Annotated in this window: 21 protein-coding genes and 1 pseudogene; 15 read left to right on the top strand and 7 right to left on the bottom strand. The window is 62.8% G+C overall.

Annotated features, from left to right (window positions below; genetic code table 11):
* Positions 1 to 115: 115 nt before the first annotated feature.
* From ruvA to LG047_RS02650, 3 genes are all read right to left on the bottom strand, one after another.
* Entirely contained in the window at positions 116 to 733 is a 618-nt protein-coding gene (gene ruvA, locus LG047_RS02660; RefSeq protein ID WP_227965186.1) for a Holliday junction branch migration protein RuvA, read from the bottom strand.
* Positions 730 to 1,236, bottom strand: a complete 507-nt coding sequence (gene ruvC / locus LG047_RS02655; RefSeq protein ID WP_227965185.1) for a crossover junction endodeoxyribonuclease RuvC — start codon at positions 1,234 to 1,236, stop codon at positions 730 to 732. The genes ruvA and ruvC overlap by 4 nt, the downstream gene beginning before the upstream one ends.
* Positions 1,237 to 1,325: 89 nt before the next feature.
* The gene (locus LG047_RS02650) at positions 1,326 to 1,769 is read right to left on the bottom strand and encodes an iron-sulfur cluster assembly scaffold protein (RefSeq protein WP_036281925.1); all 444 of its coding nucleotides are present in this window, start codon (positions 1,767 to 1,769) and stop codon (positions 1,326 to 1,328) included.
* Positions 1,770 to 2,021: 252 nt separating this feature from the next.
* Here LG047_RS02650 and folE point away from each other — a divergent pair, with 252 nt between their 5' ends.
* From folE to LG047_RS02635, 3 genes are all read left to right on the top strand, one after another.
* Entirely contained in the window at positions 2,022 to 2,723 is a 702-nt protein-coding gene (gene folE, locus LG047_RS02645; protein ID WP_227965184.1) for a GTP cyclohydrolase I FolE, read from the top strand.
* Positions 2,723 to 3,118, top strand: a complete 396-nt coding sequence (hisI, locus tag LG047_RS02640; RefSeq protein WP_227965183.1) for a phosphoribosyl-AMP cyclohydrolase — start codon at positions 2,723 to 2,725, stop codon at positions 3,116 to 3,118. Before folE ends, hisI begins: the two co-directional genes overlap by 1 nt.
* A gap of 219 nt (positions 3,119 to 3,337) precedes the next feature.
* Positions 3,338 to 4,396, top strand: coding sequence for a patatin-like phospholipase family protein (locus LG047_RS02635; RefSeq protein WP_084678928.1), 1,059 nt, complete (start codon positions 3,338 to 3,340; stop codon positions 4,394 to 4,396).
* Between the two features lie 3 nt (positions 4,397 to 4,399).
* On the opposite strand, the gene LG047_RS02630 is transcribed toward LG047_RS02635, so the two are convergent.
* Together LG047_RS02630 and LG047_RS02625 are read right to left on the bottom strand one after the other, a co-directional pair.
* The gene (locus LG047_RS02630; RefSeq protein WP_036281919.1) at positions 4,400 to 4,831 is read right to left on the bottom strand and encodes a CBS domain-containing protein; all 432 of its coding nucleotides are present in this window, start codon (positions 4,829 to 4,831) and stop codon (positions 4,400 to 4,402) included.
* A gap of 95 nt (positions 4,832 to 4,926) precedes the next feature.
* The gene (locus LG047_RS02625) at positions 4,927 to 5,721 is read right to left on the bottom strand and encodes a rhomboid family intramembrane serine protease (protein WP_227965181.1); all 795 of its coding nucleotides are present in this window, start codon (positions 5,719 to 5,721) and stop codon (positions 4,927 to 4,929) included.
* 441 nt (positions 5,722 to 6,162) lie between these two features.
* Between LG047_RS02625 and LG047_RS02620 the strand changes: the two genes are divergently transcribed.
* Together LG047_RS02620 and LG047_RS02615 are read left to right on the top strand one after the other, a co-directional pair.
* Positions 6,163 to 6,753, top strand: a complete 591-nt coding sequence (locus tag LG047_RS02620; protein ID WP_227965179.1) for a PAS domain-containing protein — start codon at positions 6,163 to 6,165, stop codon at positions 6,751 to 6,753.
* 91 nt (positions 6,754 to 6,844) lie between these two features.
* Entirely contained in the window at positions 6,845 to 7,459 is a 615-nt protein-coding gene (locus LG047_RS02615; protein WP_051134068.1) for a PilZ domain-containing protein, read from the top strand.
* A gap of 129 nt (positions 7,460 to 7,588) precedes the next feature.
* Here the strand turns inward: LG047_RS02615 and LG047_RS02610 are convergent, their stop codons facing one another.
* Both LG047_RS02610 and LG047_RS02605 read right to left on the bottom strand, forming a co-directional pair.
* Positions 7,589 to 7,738, bottom strand: coding sequence for a cysteine rich repeat-containing protein (locus LG047_RS02610; RefSeq protein ID WP_227968415.1), 150 nt, complete (start codon positions 7,736 to 7,738; stop codon positions 7,589 to 7,591).
* A gap of 503 nt (positions 7,739 to 8,241) precedes the next feature.
* Complete coding sequence (locus tag LG047_RS02605; RefSeq protein ID WP_036281911.1) at positions 8,242 to 9,009, bottom strand: outer membrane protein; 768 nt, start codon at positions 9,007 to 9,009, stop codon at positions 8,242 to 8,244.
* A 671-nt stretch (positions 9,010 to 9,680) separates the two neighbouring features.
* Here LG047_RS02605 and LG047_RS02600 point away from each other — a divergent pair.
* The 10 genes and pseudogenes from LG047_RS02600 to LG047_RS02555 all read left to right on the top strand — a co-directional run bounded on the left by LG047_RS02600 (position 9,681) and on the right by LG047_RS02555 (position 18,455).
* Entirely contained in the window at positions 9,681 to 9,881 is a 201-nt protein-coding gene (locus LG047_RS02600; RefSeq protein ID WP_227968414.1) for a GCG_CRPN prefix-to-repeats domain-containing protein, read from the top strand.
* 662 nt (positions 9,882 to 10,543) lie between these two features.
* Positions 10,544 to 10,711 (top strand): hypothetical protein, encoded by a 168-nt coding sequence (locus LG047_RS02595; RefSeq protein WP_192815583.1) that lies wholly within the window; start codon positions 10,544 to 10,546, stop codon positions 10,709 to 10,711.
* A gap of 505 nt (positions 10,712 to 11,216) precedes the next feature.
* Complete coding sequence (locus LG047_RS02590) at positions 11,217 to 11,729, top strand: hypothetical protein (protein WP_227965177.1); 513 nt, start codon at positions 11,217 to 11,219, stop codon at positions 11,727 to 11,729.
* Positions 11,730 to 12,143: 414 nt separating this feature from the next.
* The gene (locus LG047_RS02585) at positions 12,144 to 12,629 is read left to right on the top strand and encodes a hypothetical protein (RefSeq protein ID WP_227965175.1); all 486 of its coding nucleotides are present in this window, start codon (positions 12,144 to 12,146) and stop codon (positions 12,627 to 12,629) included.
* On the top strand, positions 12,626 to 14,686 hold the full coding sequence (locus tag LG047_RS02580) for an AAA family ATPase (RefSeq protein ID WP_227965173.1): 2,061 nt from the start codon (positions 12,626 to 12,628) through the stop codon (positions 14,684 to 14,686). Before LG047_RS02585 ends, LG047_RS02580 begins: the two co-directional genes overlap by 4 nt.
* Before the next feature lie 38 nt (positions 14,687 to 14,724).
* A pseudogene (locus LG047_RS02575) lies at positions 14,725 to 15,381 on the top strand (terminase large subunit domain-containing protein); the annotation flags it as partial.
* A 177-nt stretch (positions 15,382 to 15,558) separates the two neighbouring features.
* Positions 15,559 to 16,392: a terminase TerL endonuclease subunit gene (locus LG047_RS02570; protein ID WP_227968413.1), complete on the top strand. Its 834-nt coding sequence runs from the start codon at positions 15,559 to 15,561 to the stop codon at positions 16,390 to 16,392.
* A complete protein-coding gene (locus LG047_RS19695) occupies positions 16,383 to 16,754 on the top strand; it encodes an HNH endonuclease (protein ID WP_227965166.1) in 372 nt (123 codons plus the stop codon). The genes LG047_RS02570 and LG047_RS19695 overlap by 10 nt, the downstream gene beginning before the upstream one ends.
* Before the next feature lie 16 nt (positions 16,755 to 16,770).
* The gene (locus tag LG047_RS02560) at positions 16,771 to 17,931 is read left to right on the top strand and encodes a phage major capsid protein (protein WP_255679526.1); all 1,161 of its coding nucleotides are present in this window, start codon (positions 16,771 to 16,773) and stop codon (positions 17,929 to 17,931) included.
* The gene (locus LG047_RS02555) at positions 17,931 to 18,455 is read left to right on the top strand and encodes an HK97 family phage prohead protease (protein ID WP_227965162.1); all 525 of its coding nucleotides are present in this window, start codon (positions 17,931 to 17,933) and stop codon (positions 18,453 to 18,455) included. Before LG047_RS02560 ends, LG047_RS02555 begins: the two co-directional genes overlap by 1 nt.
* The last annotated feature ends 1 nt before the right edge of the window (position 18,456 follow it).

The raw sequence follows: 18,456 nt of genomic DNA, 5'->3' as shown, positions 1-18,456 counted from the left end.
GGACGTTGCAACCCAATGTGGAAAGCCTAGCTGCAGCTGGTTAATCAATCCAGACTTCCCGGCGCAGGCAGCCGGCGGCCGAGAGTGCGGTTAAAAAACGGTTTCCCTCCCAGCTTCAAAGCGCCAGTTCGCGCAGCCCCTGCCGGATCAGCGCGCCGGTCTCCGCGCCTTCGCCGAGCGCCTTGACGCTCGCGGCGACGGCGGCGGCGGCCTGGGGGCGGCCGTATCCGAGGTTGACCAGCGCCGAAATCGCGTCGCGAACGGCGGAGGGGGCGCTGGCGTCGTCGTCTTCCCCGGCGAGCTTCGCCACCACCGGATCGACGGCGCCGAAGGCCGGCGCCTTGTCCTTCAGCTCCGCGACGATGCGGGCGGCGAGTTTCGGCCCGACTCCGGGCGCGCGCGCGACCATCGCCTTGTCCTGTGTCGCGATGGCGGAAGCGATCTCCGAGGAGGACAGGATCGAAAGAATGCCGAGCGCGACCTTGGCGCCGACGCCCTGCACGGTCTGAAGCAGGCGGAACCAGTCGCGCTCGACCTCGGCCTCGAAGCCGAAGAGCCGGATGGAGTCTTCCCGCACCTGCGTCTCGATGGCGAGCGCGACGGCCTCGCCGGCGCGCGGCAGTTTCTGCAAGGTGCGCGACGAGCAATGCACGACATAGCCGACGCCATTCACGTCGAGGATCACGAAATCCTCGCCATAACTGTCGATGAGGCCCTTCAGCTTGCCGATCATGCCGATTCCCGCAAAGCCCGCGCTCCGCGATGCTGGGCGTGGCAGATCGCCACCGCGAGGGCGTCGGCGGCGTCGGCGCTGGTCGCCTGGCTCGCGGGCAGGAGCACGCGCACCATCATCTGTATCTGAGCCTTGTCGGCGTGGCCGGCGCCGACCACGGTCTTCTTGACGAGGTTCGCCGCATATTCCGCGATGACAAGCCCGGCCAGCGCCGGCGCCATCAGGGCGATCCCGCGCGCCTGACCGAGCTTGAGGGTGGATTGCGGGTCGCGATTGACGAAGGTCTCCTCCACCGCAGCCTCATGCGGCCTGTAGTCGGCGATGACCTGCATCAACCCTTCGTGCAACTGCCGCAGCCGATTCCCCATGTCGAGCGCCCCATCCGACTTCACGCGCCCGCAGGCGACGAAGGAAAGTCGCGAGCCCTGCGACTCGATCACGCCCCAGCCGGTGTTTCTGAGGCCGGGGTCGATGCCAAGGATGCGAATCGGTGGGGAGATCATGCCGCAGTCTAGGCGAAGCGGAGCAGGGGAGGGTAGGGGCGGCCTGACGCCTCGGCAGTGTTTTGAAACCGGGCGGTCGCGTCTGGACGCTATTTGACCGCGGCCGGTTGCCCCTCCGCCTTCCCGACGGCGTCCACCACCGCGTCGAACGCCAGCATGGTCGACCCGTGCCGGGCCTTGTAATCCCGCACGGGCTCCAGCACGGCGAGGTCGGACCATTTGCCCTGCGGCGGCGGGCCGTTTTCCTTCAGCATCCGGCGCAACGCCTCTCGGGCCTCGCGCAGCTCTTCGGGGGTCGAGCCCACGACATTTCGCGCCATGATCGAGGCGGAGGCCTGGCCCAGCGCGCAGGCCTTCAACTCGTGCGCGTAGTCGGAAACCTTACCGTCGCGGATGTTTATATCCACGGTGATGGTCGAGCCGCAGAGCTTCGAATAGGCCGAGGCCGTGGCGTCGGGTCGCTCCAGGCGGCCAAGCCTCGGAATATCCGCGGCGAGTTCCAGAATTCGGGTGTTGTAGACCTTGTCGAGCATATCGTCGCAAGCTTGGGGGCGGGGCTTACCTTCGCCCCTTTCCCCCCTTATATAGAGCCCCGTGAGCGGGTGCGAAAGCGCCGCTCGGGCGCAACGCCGGGGCGCCGCAGATCTTGCATGACGCCGGCGAAATCTCGAATTCTCGCGTCGCTCAGGGAGAGGCGAAATTTGAGGGGATCGCCCGGCCGCCAATAGAGGCGGGGGGCAAACGGCGGCGCATGGCCTGCGTCGCGCATCATCTGGAGGCGCCACATGGATGACGTGGTTAAGACCTTTCCCGCTCGCCCCGAATTTGCCGACTCTACGATGGACGACGTAATCGACCGCGCTCCCTCCGGCCGCAAACCCGCAGCGGCCCCCGACGCCACACCCCAGCCGTCCGAGCGCCCCACGCGCGAGGAGGCCGAGGCCGCCGTCCGCACGCTGCTGCGCTGGGCCGGCGACGATCCCAACCGCGAGGGCCTGCTGGAAACGCCGCGGCGCGTCGTGAAGGCCTATGAGGAATTCTTCAAGGGCTATCAGGAATCCGCCGACGAGGTGCTGTCGCGCATCTTCGAAGAGGTGGAGGGCTACGAGGATCTCGTGCTGGTGCGCGACATCCCCTTCACCTCGCACTGCGAGCATCACGTCGTGCCCTTCGTCGGAAAGGCGCATATCGCCTATTATCCGACGGGCGGCGTCGTCGGCCTGTCGAAACTCGCGCGCCTCGTGGACGTCTTCGCACGCCGCCTGCAAACGCAGGAGGCCATGACCGCGCAGATCGCCACGGCGATCGAGGAGCATCTCAATCCGCGCGGCGTCGCCGTGCTGATCGAGGCTGAGCATATGTGCATGTCCATGCGCGGCGTGCTCAAGCAGGGCTCGTCGACCGTGACGGTGCAGTTCTCGGGCGTCTTCCGCGACGATCCCGGCCAGCAGGCGCATTTCTACACGCTGCTGCGCGGCGCGCGGTGATGTCTGCGCACAGCGACGAGCAGGCGCTGGAGGAGGGGTCCTCCTTCGCGCCTAAATTCGACGCGAACGGCCTCATCGTCTGCGTGACCGTCGAAGCCGCTACGCGTGAAGTTTTGATGGTCGCCTATATGAACCAGCTCGCGCTGGACAAGACGATCGAGACAGGCGTCGCGCACTACTGGTCGCGCTCACGCCAGTCGCTCTGGCGCAAGGGCGACACGTCGGGGCAGGTGCAGAAGGTCGTTTCGCTCAGCGTCGACTGCGATCAGGACGCGCTACTGCTCGCGGTCGAACCCGGCGGCGACGGCAAGGCGTGCCACACGGGCCGCAAATCCTGTTTCTATCGAACGCTGGAAACCGAAGACGGCGCGCGCAGGCTCGTCTTCCGGTCCTGAGCTTCGCCCCGTTCATTGATCGCGGAAAACCTCTTTTCCGGCTTTGGGCCGACGTGAGGCCGCCGTCTCGCAAGGCGGTCGCGCGTCTCGGCTCGCTGGCGAAAGACCGTCGCAATCTGGCCAAAGGTTAACCTATCGGCCATTTTCTGAGCGCAGGCTGGTTCCCATATAAGTCCCAACAACAATGGGACGAGGAAACGTCTGAGCAGGAAAACTAATATGTTATCGCTGCTTCGCAATTACGATTCGACCGTAGCCGAGGACGCGCAGAAGTCCATGTCGACGACTGAAACGCCTGGATCCGTGGCGACGCCGCAGCAACGCGTCGACGCGAGGGGCGGCAGGCCACGCCCGTCGGGGCAGCCGCTGATCGGTCTGGCTCTGGGCGCAGGCGCGGCGCGCGGTTGGTCGCATATCGGCGTGCTTCGCGAACTCGCGGATCAGGGCATTTATCCCGACGTCATCGCCGGCACCTCGATCGGCGCCGTGGTCGGCGGCTGCTATGCCGCCGGCCGGCTCGACCAGATCGAGGCCTTCGCGCGCTCTCTGACGCGCCGTCGCGTCTTCACGCTCATGGATCTGTCCTTCTCGGGGGCGAGCCTCATCACAGGCGAACGGCTGAAGGTGGCTCTGGAACAGGAACTGGACGGGTTCCAGATCGAGGAGCTTCCGATTCCCTTCGCCGCCGTGGCGACGGAAGTCGGCACCGGTCACGAAATCTGGCTTCAGCGCGGACCTCTTTCGCTTGCGATCCGCGCTTCCTACGCGCTCCCCGGCATTTTCGAGCCAGTGCGCGTCTGCGATCGCTGGCTGTTCGATGGAGCGCTGGTCAATCCCGTTCCCGTCACAGTCTGCCGAGCGCTCGGGGCGGAATTCGTCATCGCCGTGAACGTCACGGCGGACACGATGTATCGCGCGCGCGTGATCCGCGGCGATCAGGTCGCCGCCGGAAAGACGCCGGACTCGGGACCGTTCGGCGGGAAGCCCGACGCATCCTTCGTCGATCGCATCCTGCCGCGCTATTTCGATCGCCAACAGGGCGAGGCGCCGAATGTGGCCACGGCGATGATCGACGCATTCAATATCATTCAGGACCGCATCCTGCGCTCACGCCTCGCGGGCGACCCGCCCGACGCGACGATCACCGCGAGGATGGAGGACATCGGAATGTTCGATTTCCACAAGGCGTCGCAACTGATAGATATCGGGCGCTCGGCCGCAAAGCGAGCGCTGCCCAATATCTTCGCGCATATCCCGATACCCGGCGCCTCGGTCTGAGCGTCACGCCTGCGCAATATATTCGCGCATGGAGCGATGCTCTTCCTCGATCACGCGGATGCGATATTTCACGACGTCCCCGATCGAAATGAGCCCGGCCAGCCGCCCTTCCCGGAGCACGGGAAGATGGCGGCGGCGTTCGAGCGTCATCGTCTGCATCGTGGAGTCGACGGTGTCGTTTTCGTAAGCGCTGACCGGGTTCACTTGCATATGCAGGGAAACCGGCTCGTTGAGCGCGTCGACGCCGCCGGTGGCGATGGCGGAAACGAGGTCGCGCTCCCCGATCAACCCGATGACGGCGCCGTCGTCATTGACGATGACGAGCGCGCCAATGCCGTGGCGCATCAATTCCACGGCGATTTCCTGAAGCGTCGCGTTTGGCGACGTCGTCACGACATGGCGACCTTTTTCTGAGAGTATGGTAGCGACCGTCATTGGATCCTCCCACCGATTTCGGCTGGCGCACGAACAGGCATGTAGACCCTTCCGCGCGCGCGCCGTGTCGGCTTCAGGTGGAGGCGTTGACGCCGCTAGCTCGCGCTTCGCGCCGCCCGATCGAAGGCGTCAAAGGAAAGGAGTCCGAACAGGAACCCTCCGATATGCGCTTCCCACGCTATGGCTTCGCTCGCGCCCGCCGCCTGTGGAAATGCGCCCATAAGAAGATTTACAGCAAACCACGCGATGAGAAACATCATCGCCTGTCTGTTCTCGCCCAATTCCGAAAGCGGCGGCGCATGCGCCACCTTTCCGTCTTCGACTGCGCCCGCATATTCGCCCAGCCGCGCGCCGGGTCTGAATGCGAAACGCACAATGGCCGCCATGGTTCCGGAAATTGCTGCTGATGCGCCGACCATTGGCGTGAGATCGAATGGGTGCAGAGCAAAATGCATCAACGCGCCGGCAATCGCGCAGGCGGCCAGAAAGCCAAGAAAGACCCGGGTTCCGAAACGGCGCGCGACCGGCGCGCCGAAAGCGGCGAGAGTGAGCGCATTGATCAGGAAATGGGTCCAGTTTCCGTGGAGGAAAGCGTAACTGAGGAGCGTCAGCAAGGCCCCGGGCCCCGCGGCGAAAACAAGCGCGGCCTGCTCCATCGCGCCGGGCGAAAGCGCTTCCCGCGCAGCCAGGGCGTCTATCACGCTCTGTGGCGCAATAAGAAAGGACAGCCGGGCCGGTATGAAGGCGAGCGAGTCATACAAGGCGATGGCGAGCTGCTGCGGCCCATACTCGGTGACGCACTGGATTGCGGCGAGAAGCGCGATCAATCCCGTCACCGAACCCGGCAAGTTGAGAATCTTTTCCCGATTGGCGCTCACATCGTCCCCCATTCCCTAAGCGTCTTAAAATAGCGCAGGCGGGACGGCGCGTCTCAAAACGAGCCGACGAAAGTGAGGGGATGCGTCGATATGAGGGGGAGCGACGGCGGCTGGCTGGGCTTCGATCGCGATTGGCGCGAGGGGAGCGGGAACGCCGGAGCAAACGTTCCCGCTCTACCTTTCGTCGTACGTACAAACACGCGTTGACCGCATTAAATATTTGAAACTTTATACGGGACACAGCTTCTGGTTGAGCGGAGCGTCTCTTGCAGTTGGCCGTGAACTGATGACCGACAGTGTCACAACGCTGACTTAGCGGCAAGGACAGCATTGAGAAACGGTTAATGCCGGTCGCTTTGGCATGCGGGCTGCTGTCCGTATGCAGGCGCGGGCGCTCGTTGCGGCGTTCGTATCATTCCGGGGCAGGGGGCGCGCAGCGCGTCGGGAAAGATAATGCGACAGCAGGTGACGAAGGAATTGTACTCCTATTGGAACGGACTGAAGGGCGCGCGCTCGGCGCCCGACCGTTCCGACATCGATCCCGCCGCTATTCGCCAGATTCTGGCTGACACCTTCATCATTGAAGTCGACCATGCGTTCGACTTTCCGATCCGCCTGTCGGGCTCGCGCCTCGACGCGCTCTGGATGACCGAGCAGAAAGGCGCCTCCTTTATCGACCTTTGGCGAGGCGACGACCGGCGCAGCATCGCCGCGGCGCTGCTGACGGTGATCGACGGCGTGACGCCGATCGTCGCCGGCGTGCGCACGCATGCGCCGGGCTTCGCGCCGCTGGAACTGGAACTGCTGCTGCTGCCCCTGCGGCACTTCGGCAAGACACACTCGCGCGTGCTCGGGGCGTTGGCGCCGAACCACCAGCCGGATTGGCTGGGGCAGCGTTGCGCCGGGCCGCTGGAACTCCTGTCGTTGCGAGTGATCGGCCCCGAATCCCACAATGCGAATCTCTGCAAGCATGCGCCTTTCGAGGCTACGCGCGCAGCAGGCGAGCGTCCTCGGCTCGTCGTTCTCGAAGGCGGCAAAAGTTGAACTAACGTCTGAATATGTCTCGCATGTAAGCAATCGTTAAGCGGGGGTTGGTAAAGTCGCGCGACTTGAAAGCGGAATTTACGCGCATCCCATGGCCGCATCGAATCTTCGCCTGCAAAGCATTCTCGACGCGAATGAAAACCGCCGTTTTCAGCGCGTGCCGGTGAAGATGTTCGGGCGCTACATGCTCGAATCACGACGGGAGTATCCCTGTCAGACGGTCGAGATGTCGCCCGGCGACATGACGCTTTTTGCTCCCGTGAAGGCCGAAGTTGGCGAGAAAGTCGTCGTCTACCTGGACGAGATCGGCAGATTCGCCGGCGTCGCCGTGCGCGTCACCGACACGGGCTTCGCCATGGCCATGAACCTGCCGCCAATGAAGCGCGACAAGCTGGCCGATCAGCTCACCTGGTTCGCCAACCGTCACGCTTTCAATCTGCCGGAAGATCGCCGTCACGAACGCATCGTCCCGTTGATGCAGCGCACGCTGCTGCGTATGCCTGACGGTCAGGAGCTGATGGCCAAGATTCGCGACATCTCGCTTTCGGGCGTCGGTGTCGAGACGGACGCCAGGCCGCCGCTCGGCGCGCGCATTCTGGTCGGCTCGACCCCAGCTCTCGTCGTGCGCCACTTCGACAGCGGCATCGGCGGAGAATTCGAACGTCCCTTCGCCGTCGGCGAGATCGACGAATCGACCCGTCTCTAGGCGGGAAGGTCGCTTCTCTCCCGGGTGGGAATCACGGGCGCAAACCGCTCGCCTCGTCGCAAGGGTATATGACCCGATGCGCCAGGGCCGCTGGCGGGTCGCCGGCAAGACTGGCGCGGACCTTTATTTTCACGCCTTACCATTCAGCGTCATCAGCGCTTGGGCACAGTCAACGCTCATCTCTTCCTTATGTCCTTTGAGGCATTGCGGCAGGCGACCGCCGCCCGGTTCAATGCCGGCGCACAGGCGCTCCACGTCGGCCTTGCAATAGGAGAGCAGGAATTTGTCGACCGCTCCTGCCGAGGCCGAACTGAAAATCAGCGCGAGCTACATTAGCGCGAACATTATGCGGCGAGTAGACATTCGTGGCTTCTAAAGTTACGGCCTGCTTGCATTTCCAGCAGATTTGGCAGGCGCGGCCGAGCCTGTGATCGGCTCGGCTTCCGGTCAAATACGATTGTCTTCGTCAATGTCATGAGGCGAGACGTTTCGCCGTTTCGCGGAATTCATTCGCGCGCCGCCGACAATCCGTTCGTCAACGCCGACACTGGCGCGGCCGCAAAGGAAAACGCCCGGCTTGCTTGGGAGCCGGGCGTCTCATTTGTGCGACAAGCCTGAACATAAGGCGAAAGGGGAACGTCTCACCCGGCAAATGGTTCCGCTCGAGCGAACTCGAAGCAGTAGACGATTCAAAAAAGGAGCCCGACCAGAGTTGGCCGGGCCCCTCGGATTATCCCGACAGTCGCGAGGCGGCGGAGCCGCTACGCGAAGCTTCGGTTCGATCAGTACTTCGCGATGACCGGAGCGCCGGCGCCGAAGTTGAAGTGATAGTTCACGCCAGCGCGGATCGTGTTCCAGCGCGTGTGGTTGTTCGTGCTGTTCAGGCCGAGACCGGCGTTGTTCTGGAACCACCAGTTGTTGGTGCCGCCGCCGCTGACGTCCGTGTACAGGTATTCGGCCTTGGCCGACCAGTTCGGCATGAACATCCACTCGACGCCGCCGCCAGCGGTCCAGCCCGTCTGGGTGGCCGAGGTCTGGAAGCCGCCGTTGCGCTGAACGCCGGCGTAGGCGAAGCCGCCCGTGCCGTAGACGAGCAGGGTCGGGGTGATCGTGACGCCAGCGCGGCCGCGGACGGTGCCGAACCAGTCGAGGCTGGTGCCCTGGGCGCGGCCGTTCCAGCCCCACAGCCAGTTGTTGTTGTTCATGCCGCTTCCCATGGACGTGCCCTGGAAATCGGTCTCGACGCCGACGAGGAACATCGGGGTGATCTGATAGTTGTAGCCGACCTGACCACCGCCGACGACGCCGCCGGACATGTTGTTGGTCACGCCGCCGTTCGCGCCGAACAGGTTCCAGGCGTTACCGTTGCCGTTGCCGGCGTCCCAGCCGCCGCCAATGTTCACACCGGCGTAGAAGCCCGTCCACATCGGGGGCGGCGGCGGCGGCGGAACGTAAACGGGGGCTTCCTTGCGCGAGGGAAGGTCGGCGGCGAAAGCCGATCCGGCGGCCAGCACGGCCAGGGAAACGGCCGTCAACAATGTCTTCTTCATAGGCTTCTTACCTTGCTGCTTAGGGACCAGAAGTTCGCGCTAAAGTTGTAGTTAGCGTGATTGAGTCATGCTCAAATTTGCCGGATCATTCAACCGTCTAGTTGCTCTGGTTGCGTCATTTCCCGGCCAAGTTGCAAATATATCACAGAATGCCTCAGATGTGATTTGCAACATCTATAATGTTTTCAAACTCATAGAATGAGGGCATGCGCCGATCGCGAGATTAGTTAAAGAAGTTTCCCTTGTTTCTCTATATGTAAACCAGCAGCCGACCTTTGCCGATTTTGAGAGATTAATTTTTTATTACAATCGGATAGCCGCGCGTGTCGTGCCGATTCGAAATCGTCACGCGACGGAATTTCCGAAAAATTAAACTATAATTAGTGATCCCCGCTGGTCAGATTATTATAAACAACGATATCAAACGCTTCGCCGGTCACTTCCCGCCCGTCTTGCTGGGTTTGGCGCCGCCATTTCGATGCGTCCAACCGGCGGACCGCGCGGCGCTCTCGGAGGAATTTCGAGCGGCTCGTCGGGTGGAGTGTCCACGGCAGACGCCAGAACGCCAGCAAAGGAGAGACGCCATGGTGTTCAAATCGAGGATAAGCGGCGCGGCCGTCGTCAGCATGTTTTTCGCCCTCGCGTTCGCGCCTGAAGGCGCGCGGGCCGCAATGCCCGTTCCCTCGCAAGATAAGGCGAGCGGTACGGTTGTTCTCGTGTGGGGCGGTTGCGGTCCCTATGGCCATCGCGGACCGTGGGGCGGCTGCCGTCCCGGCGGTCAATGGGGCGGCTACGCCTGGCGCCGGCCTTACTACGGCCCGCGTCCTTACTATGGCCCGCGCTATTGGGCGCCGCGTCCTTATTATTGGTAACCGCCGGACGGGCCGGGACGCGCCGCCGTCCCGGCCAATCCGCCGCAGCGCTGATGTTCGCGCTTTCCGGTAATTGGCGGGGTCTCCATTCATGGCCATGGCTCGAAGCCGGCGCCTTATTCCCTTTCCCCGCGAACATTGGCCGCTGGACGCCGTGAAGCGTCCAATTCTGTCAGGCGGCCTCCGTGCGACTGTCGCCAATGGCGGAGCGGCGCAGGCGGCTGCAAGTCCCGCCTGTCTTATCTGTGGCAATTTGGGGTTTCTGAAGCCGCCGAGGCGTGTACATTGAAAGGAATTAAAATATTACAAAGCGTAAACAAATTTAGAACACAGCATAATTTTCCGCATGAGTAAGTATAATTACGTAAGTAGTTTTACGCAAGCAATTTATGCCATGGCTTTCGTCTGGTTATTCAACATGCAGGCGGGTTCGGCCACGCTCGATCTCTTGAGCTTCGGCATGAGTAACGCGCGCCAGCGCGGCCGGCGCCGCTCTCTACCTCGAGCGCGCGACAACATGTCGCAGATTTTGCTGGACAGCCATATGCGTCGTGGTAGCTTTTTCTTGCGTCTCAATGGCGTGCGTCCCCCTTCGGGGCGAGCCGGGCGGCTCACTTGCCGGTGTGTCGCAGCTCTCTGAAATCGAAAGAGGAGTGACGAAAATGGCTAGCAAAGAATTGGAAGCGACTTCGACCGTCTATATCATGGCGGGCGTTGGGGCGGTTATTCTTGGCGGATTGGCGGCTGCTGCGCTGGGCGGTCTCCAAAACACGATCGCGGCCGCTGTCGTGGGCGGTCTCGCGGGCGCCTGCCTGGGCCTGTTCCTCTAACCGCCTTCGTGTCGACGCTGGATAAGTTCCGGCGTCGGCCTCTCAAAGTCTCACCATCACTTTCCTCTGGAGTTCACTAGCGCCCAAGGTTTCCATGGGCGCTTTTTCGCTTACGTTCGGACGTCGCAGGGTACGGCGCCCGTTGATGCGGGCTTCCCAAAACGCTTGTCAGCTTAGGTGATCAACTTACGATTGCTTTGGAAAGATGGTCGGCAACCAATTATCTCCTATAACATTCGAAATATCATTTGGTAGATTCGTGAAAATTGTATTTTCATTCGAATAATTACAGAATTTTTATTTTTATTTATTTGCAAAGCAAGCTGGGTGAATATGCGGCGCAATAGCCAAATTGTTATATTTGTTTACTTTTTTAAGTCCAGCGTAGTTGTGGCTATACTGAATGTATACAAAGCATAAGCTACGCAAATGGAACATATATCTTCGGCCGGTGTTACTTAATAGTCGCTTTATTTGAGCGGCGATTTCCATAGGAGAGGGGAAAATGAAAAACATCATTTCGACGAGCCGCGTTTTGGCTGCCGTCAGCTTCGGAATTGCGCTTTTTGCCATTACCGATGCAGTCGTGGCCCAGCAGAATGAGCCCGCTTCTACGGCGCAGCGCGCGCAGGAAACGCAAGCCCCCAGAATTCCGGGCGTTCCCACCTACGATTCTCCTTATGCTCAGGCGATTGGGCTCTTTGGTCAGAATGGCGCCCCCATCAGGGCCAAGGGAATCAGCTCAATCACGCATCCGGCGGTTGGCGTCTACTGCATAACCGTCACGGATAACCCAACCAATAATTCCGCGCCGATCGTGACGGTGGAGTGGGGCCGGTCCCTCGGCGTCGCGCTCTTCGCACAATTTCGGGATTCCAAGGGCGATTGCGGGGGAAGTTCCGCGCCGCGGAACGTCTTCAATGTCCGCACATATAAGGGCGATAGCGGCGGCGTCGGGTCGTCGCTTCAGGTCCCTGTCCTGTCAAATCGCGTGGCGTTTCTGTTCGTGCTTCCCTGACGGCCAGATCATAACCTGAAGCTGTCCGGTCAAATCTGTTGACCGATAGCGCCTTGCGAATTTTGGGGGCGGAGAGGCTACTTTCCGCCCCTCTTTGTCAATTGCCGCCACTCAGGCTCCGGATCCGAAGCCCATTTCTCGGCGCCGACCATGGTGAAGAATTTGAAAACCGTGCGATGTCAACACGATTGCCAGACAATGGAACGGAAAACCGTCGCCGCCTTGGTGGTGACGGTCGAGAGGGCCGATCGCTCGTCCCTGCGCCAAGAGATCTCCGATAATCGTCAACGGCTAATTCCGGTAAATCCCCCTGGATTTAGGTGGATGGCGGTGACCAAACGTGATTAGCCGAGGTTGGTTGGATGAAATAATTGATTTTGTGGTGGTTTGCGCAGATCGACAAACGCCGGTGACGTGATTTTGGTCGGAGTGGCGGGGGAGCAATTCCCTAGCAAAATCAACGCGCTATCGTGTCAAACCGGGCAAGCGGCCTCTACTGATTTCAAAGGGCTTTCCGGGCCTTTGTCAAACCGGGCAAGCTCGCCCGATCCCCAAAAAGAAACCGCCGCGCTGGGGGTCGGAGCCCAACGCGGCGGCGAAATTCTGAAGGACCGAAAAAACCTTCGCAGACAATATACCGCGCCGGCGGGGCGGGGCGCAATTGGTTTGTCTTGGCGCGCGCTAAGTTATGACCAGCGAGAGCTTTGGTTAGGAACGGCTCTCGCAATCGAGCGTCCGGGCGGCCTTCCGTCCTGGGCGCACGAAACCGCGCGCGAAGTCTGGAAGGCAGGCGTCGACAACGATTTTTCGGCGGGCGTCATCTTCGCGCTCGATACGCTCCTGCGGCTCGTCACTATCGAGCTTGGGCTTGCGGGGATTGGCGGGGAGGGCGACCAATGAGCGCCCTCGAAACTGCGAAGAAGCTCGCGGCGGCTGGCGTCGCGACCTTCCCTTGCGGGCCGGATAAGCGCCCGCTCGTGCGATGGCGCGACGCGTCGACAGTCGACGCCGCGAGCCTCCCCGGAATGTGGCGCGCGAACGCCCTCCCGGCGATTGATCTGGGCAAGGCGGGGCTTGTCGCAATCGACTGCGACAGGCACGGCGGGCCGGACGGCGTTGCGGCCTTCCTCGGGCTCGCCGATCGCTATGGCTTGCCGGAAGGCGTCCCGATCGTCGAAACGCCCTCGGGCGGCCGCCATTACATCTTTCGGCAACCGGACGGCGAGCCGCTCGGCAACGCGACGGGCGCGCTCCCTCGCGGAATCGACGTGCGAGGCGCCGGCGGCTACATCATTGCGCCCGGCGCGGCGTTGCCGGATGGGCGGGCGTGGCGGCAGATAGGCGGGCCGGACCTCGCGGCCGCGTTCTTTTGCGAGACTATCCCGGTTCTCCCGCAATGGCTTGGGAAGCTGATTCGGCCTCCCAAAGAGCCGCGCGAGCTTCCCATTGCGGGGGCTCGCGCCGCAGGAACGCGCGAAGAGGAATACGCGCGCGCCGCGCTGGAAGCCGAATGCGCGAAGCTCGCCGAAACGGCCGAAGGCGGGCGCAATCAAGCCTTGAACGTGGCGGCGTTTTCGGCCGGAACGCTTATCGGCGCGGGATGGCTTGACCGCGGCGAGTGCGAGGCCGCGCTGTATGCGGCTGCGCTGGCCAGTGGGCTTGACGAGGGCGAAACGGCGGCAACCATAGCTTCCGGGCTCGCGGCGGGCATTGCCAAGCCACGCGGCCCGCTTGGGGAGCGCCCGGCGCCGTCGCTGGTATGGCCGCCGCTGGACGGTCGCGCGATAGAAGTCCGCGCGCCGGCGAGAGACGGCGAGCCGTTCGCTGGCGTCGTCTTTGATGGCGACGCCCCAACAGAAGCGCCGCGAATGCTCGTGAAGGGGCTGCTACCGTACGACGGAATCGCGTTCATCGGCGGCCAGTCGGGCGCCGGTAAGACTTTCGTCGCGGTCGACCTCGCGGTTTCGCTGGCCAGCGGCGAGCCATTCTTCGGGCGCAAGGTCAACGAGCGCGTCGGCGTCATGATCCTTGCGGCCGAAGGCGGCGGGACGATTGCGAATCGCGTTGCGGTCGCGCGCAATGAAAAGGCGCAAGGCGAGATTCTTCCGATTGCGTGGACTTCTGCGGTTCCCGATCTGTCAAAGCCGCGCGAGGTCGCGGCGCTCGTCGAAAAACTGAAAGCAGTTGGGGAGCGGTTCAAGGAAACGCACGGCGTCCGCCTTGGCGCGGTCGTTATCGACACGTTGGCGGCGGCGTTCGGGCTTGACGACGAAAACAACAATTCCGAAGCCGCTCGCGCCATCCGGCAGATGAACGTCCTTGCGCAAGCGTTGGGCGTGCTCGTCATTCCGATACACCATTATGGAAAAGGCGAAGAAACCGGATTGCGCGGCGCGAGCGCGTGGCGCGCGGGCGCGGACGTGGTGATTTCAGTTCTCGCCGATCGAAACCAAACGACCGGAAAGGTTGCAAATCGTCGCCTCGCGCTGGCCAAGGCGCGCAGCGGCGAAGAGGGCGAGATTTCCGCGTTTGATCTTCGCTTCGTCGAGCTTGGGAAAGACGAGGACTTTGAGCCGTTCGGGGCGCCCGCTGTTGAGCCGACAGCGGGCGCGGAACGGGCGAGCGTCCCAAAGGCGTCGCGGGCGGCGCGCGTCTATCTCGCGGCGCTGGAAACCGTACTGCGGACCAAGGGCGCCCCGGCGCGGCCGTTCGGAGAGGACGGGCCGGAAGTTCGCGCGGTCGACCGGGAGGACGTGCGGGCGGAGTTCTACCGAAGTTGGCCGGCGGACGGGGATAGCGAGGCGAAGAAAGCCGCAGCTAAGCAAAAAGCCTTTCGGCGGGGTGAGGCGGAGCTGTCCGACGCCGGGGAGATAGGAACGCGCGAGAGCGGAACGCTGACCATCGTCTGGTCGGACCCGGACACCGGACAGAGGCCGGACACGACAACCCCCTTCTAGGGGGGTTGTCCGGTCCGTCCGGCAGACAGGCCGGACAAATGTCCGGTCTGTCCGGGTTGTCCGGTTGTCAAGCTCACGATGGTCCCAATGCCCGAAAAGCCTTTTGGGGCGCCAATCGGACTGGAGCTTTTCCTTTCTCACTATTCCACAAATCGAAAATGTGGTTTATATCTACAGTCGGAATCTGTGAAATGAGCGACTCAACCAAAGCAATCCGCTTTCTCGAAAGCTTGGCCGTTCCCGAAGGAACGCGAGCCGGCCGGCGGCTGAAGCTCGCCCCGTTCCAAAAGCATTTCGTTCGCGGCGCGCTGGCGCCGAAGACGTCGACGGCGGTCCTGAGCGTGGGGCGCGGCAATGGCAAATCGGCGCTTTCCGCCGGGCTCGCGCTCGGGGAGCTTTTGGGCATTTGGGATGGGCAGCCGCGCCGTGAGATTCTCTTGGCGGCTCGCAACCGCGACCAGGCGACGATTGCTTGGAAGTTCGCGGCCGGCCTGTCTCAAAGCCTCCCAATCGAGACGCAAGGGCAACTGACCTTCCGGCGCGGCGCCAAGCTCGAAATCGAGTTTGCCGGCGACGGCGGCGGGCATTTGCTGCGCGTTGTCCCGGCGGACGGCAAGTCGGCGCTGGGCAGCGCCCCGACGCTGGCGCTTCTTGATGAGCGCGGCCATTGGGAACGCGACAAAGGCGATTCCCTCGAACACGCGCTTTTGTCCGGCCTTGGCAAACGCGGCGGCCGGGCGCTCATCATCTCGACAAGCGCCCCGGATGACGCTCATCCGTTCTCAAAATGGCTCGATGAACCGCAAGAGGGCGTTTACCGCCAAGAGCATCGCCCGGCGCCGGGCCTTCCTGCGGATGACGTGGAAAGCCTCTTGCTGGCGAATCCCGGCGCCAAGGCGGGAATCGGTTCAAGCGTCGAATGGCTTGAAGCGCAGGCGCGTCGCGCCATCGCGCGCGGCGGTTCCGCCCTGACGACCTTCAGGCTCTACAACCGCAATGAGCGCGTGAGCGGCGAGACGCGCGACATGCTTTTGAGCACCGACGAGTGGTTGAACTGCGAATGCGCGGACCTTCCGCCGCGACAGGGGCAAGTCGTCATCGGAATCGACCTGGGCGGCTCGGCCTCGATGACGGCGGCGGCGTTCTACTGGCCCGCAACTGGCCGGCTCGAATGCCTCGGGACGTTTCCCGGCAAGCCCGGTCTTCTCGATCGCGGGCAGGCTGATGGCGTCGGCGGACGCTATGTCGAAATGCGCGACCGCGGCGAACTCTCGACACTCGGCGACGCAACCGTTCCCGTCGCGCCGTGGCTGGGCGAAGTCATGAAGCGCGTGGCCGGGCTTCCGATCGCGGCGATTGTCGCTGATCGCTACAAGCAATCCGAACTTGGCGAAGCAATCGACCGCGCCGGCATTCGCGCGCCGATTGTGTGGCGAGGACAGGGCTTCCGCGACGGCGGCGAAGACTGCGAGAGATTCCGCCGCGCGTGCTTCGACGGAAAAGTGAAGGCGGCGCCGTCGCTCTTGCTGCGAAGCGCTTTCGCGGACGCGGTGACGCTGCGCGACCCGGCGAACAATCTGAAACTGGCGAAAGCGCGATCAAACGGCCGAATTGACGCGGCGGCCGCAACAGTTCTCGCCGTGGCCGAAGGCGCGCGCATTGCCGGCCGGCCCGCTAAACAAGCGAGGCAAGCGCTATGGATTTGAGGGCTGGGACGAAGGTTTATTACACGAGCCGTTGGGCGCGGTTGCGTTGGATTGCGCTGCGCCGCGACGGCTTTCAATGCGTCAAATGCGGCGCGCGCGCCAATCTCGAATGCGACCATATCGCGCCAATTCGCAAGGCGCCGGAACGGGCGTTCGACCTCGCGAATCTGCAAACGCTGTGCGTCTCCTGCCACACCGCAAAAACGAATGGAGAACTTGGCCGCCGTCCGATCGCCGGGCGCGCGGAATGGTCTGAACTATTGAAAGGAAAAACTCATGTTGGAAAGTGTGAAAATCGCACGTCGCCAGTCGGAAATTCGACAGGCTCTCGCGGGCCTTGTCGGGAAGGAAAACCCGTCTGAAGACGAAACCCGGAACATGTCGGCGCTCGATTCCGAGTACCGCACGAACGAAACCCGCTACCGCGCGGCGCTCATTGCCGAAGACAACGAACGCCGCGACGCGGGCCGCGACCTCGAAACGCGCGGCTCGAATGAATGGGCGGACCTCGTAAACAAGTTTGAAATGCGCCAGGTGGTGCTCGCTCTCGACGAGGGCCGCGCCATGAACGGCGCGACGGCCGAAGTCGTCACGGAAATGCGCGCCAAGGGCGGATACCGCGGCGTCCCAGTCCCTTGGGAAGCGTTGGAGCGCCGTGTCGGCGAAACCGTCGCTTCCGGCATTTTCGATCCGAAGCAGGTGCGCCCTGTGATTGATCGCCTTTTCCCCGATTCCGTCGCCGCGCGCATGGGCGGGCAGATGATTTCGATCGACACTGGCCTGATGGAAATCCCTCTGACGACTTCGAGCGTCACGGCGGGTTGGGCGGCGTCCGAAACCGGCAACGTCGCCGGTCCGACGACGTTTGCGACGACCGAACGCACGCTTTCGCCGGAGCAGACGCTCGGCATTCAGGTGAAGCTCACGCGCCAGTCAATGAAGCAGTCCGGCGACGCGCTGGAGCAGGCTGTCCGACGCGACATCAACGGAACGATGCAGGCGGTTCTCGACGACGCTGTTTTCAACGGCGGCGGCGCTTCTGGCGTTCCGCTGGGCGTCATCGCCGGGCAGGCGACGTATGGTTACGGAACGACCGCCGTTTCCGCCGCGGCGAGCGCGGCTGCGTTCCGCGCCGTGGCCGCGACGTTCATCGGCGCCAATGCCGCGAACGGTCCGGGCAGCGTTAACGTGCTCATGCACCCGCAGACGTGGAGCTACATGGACGGCACGCTAATCACCGGCACGGCCGTCAGTGAATGGGACCGGCATGTCAAGAATTTCCCGGCGGCGAATAACGTGCTCTCGACGCTCGCCACGCTGACGGCGGGAACGCCCGACACTTCGGTTGCGCTGCTGACGACCAATGCCGGCGGCGTCGCGCCCTTCGTCATCGGCGCCTGGGGCGGAATCGACATGATCCGCGATCCCTACAGCGACGCGCAGGCGGGCATGCTGAGGCTGACCGCTCTGGCGACGTTTGACGTGAATATTCTTCGCGTCGCGCAGCTGCATCTTCTGACCGCGCTTCAGGTGGAATAGTGGAACGGCGCGCCCTTCAAATCGAGCTTCGGGCGGCGGGGAATTTTCCCCGTCGTCTCGAAGGCTACGCCGCGAAATTCGGCGTTGAAACCCGCATTGGCGATTTTGTCGAAAGCATTCGGCAAGGCGCTTTTGCGGATTCGCTTGCGAGCGGGCGCGATGTTTTGGCGCTCGCAGATCATGACGCGACGCGCGTTTTGGGACGGACGAAAAGCGGCACGCTGCGCCTGTCGGAAGATTCGCACGGCCTCGCGTTTTCTTTGGACCTCCCGGACACGCAATCGGCGCGCGATCTTTTGGCGCTTGCTGAGCGCGGCGACATCGGCGGCGCTTCGTTTGGCTTCAAGGCAAAAGACGAAAAATGGAGCGGCAACCGTCGCGAGCTTCGCGCGATCGAACTTCACGAAATTTCGATTGTGCAAAGCTGGCCCGCATATTCCGACACGGTAGTTGAAGCGCGCTCGCGTCCGATCGAAGAGCCCGACGCCGGCCTTCGTCGCGCTCTCGGCCGATGGAGGGCGTAAA

Origin of the sequence: Methylocystis sp. WRRC1 (assembly GCF_020733155.1) — a bacterium.
In the GTDB taxonomy this organism is placed as follows: domain Bacteria; phylum Pseudomonadota; class Alphaproteobacteria; order Rhizobiales; family Beijerinckiaceae; genus Methylocystis.
Note: the sequence above shows the minus strand (reverse complement) of the source record. Positions and strands in the feature narration are given on the sequence as shown.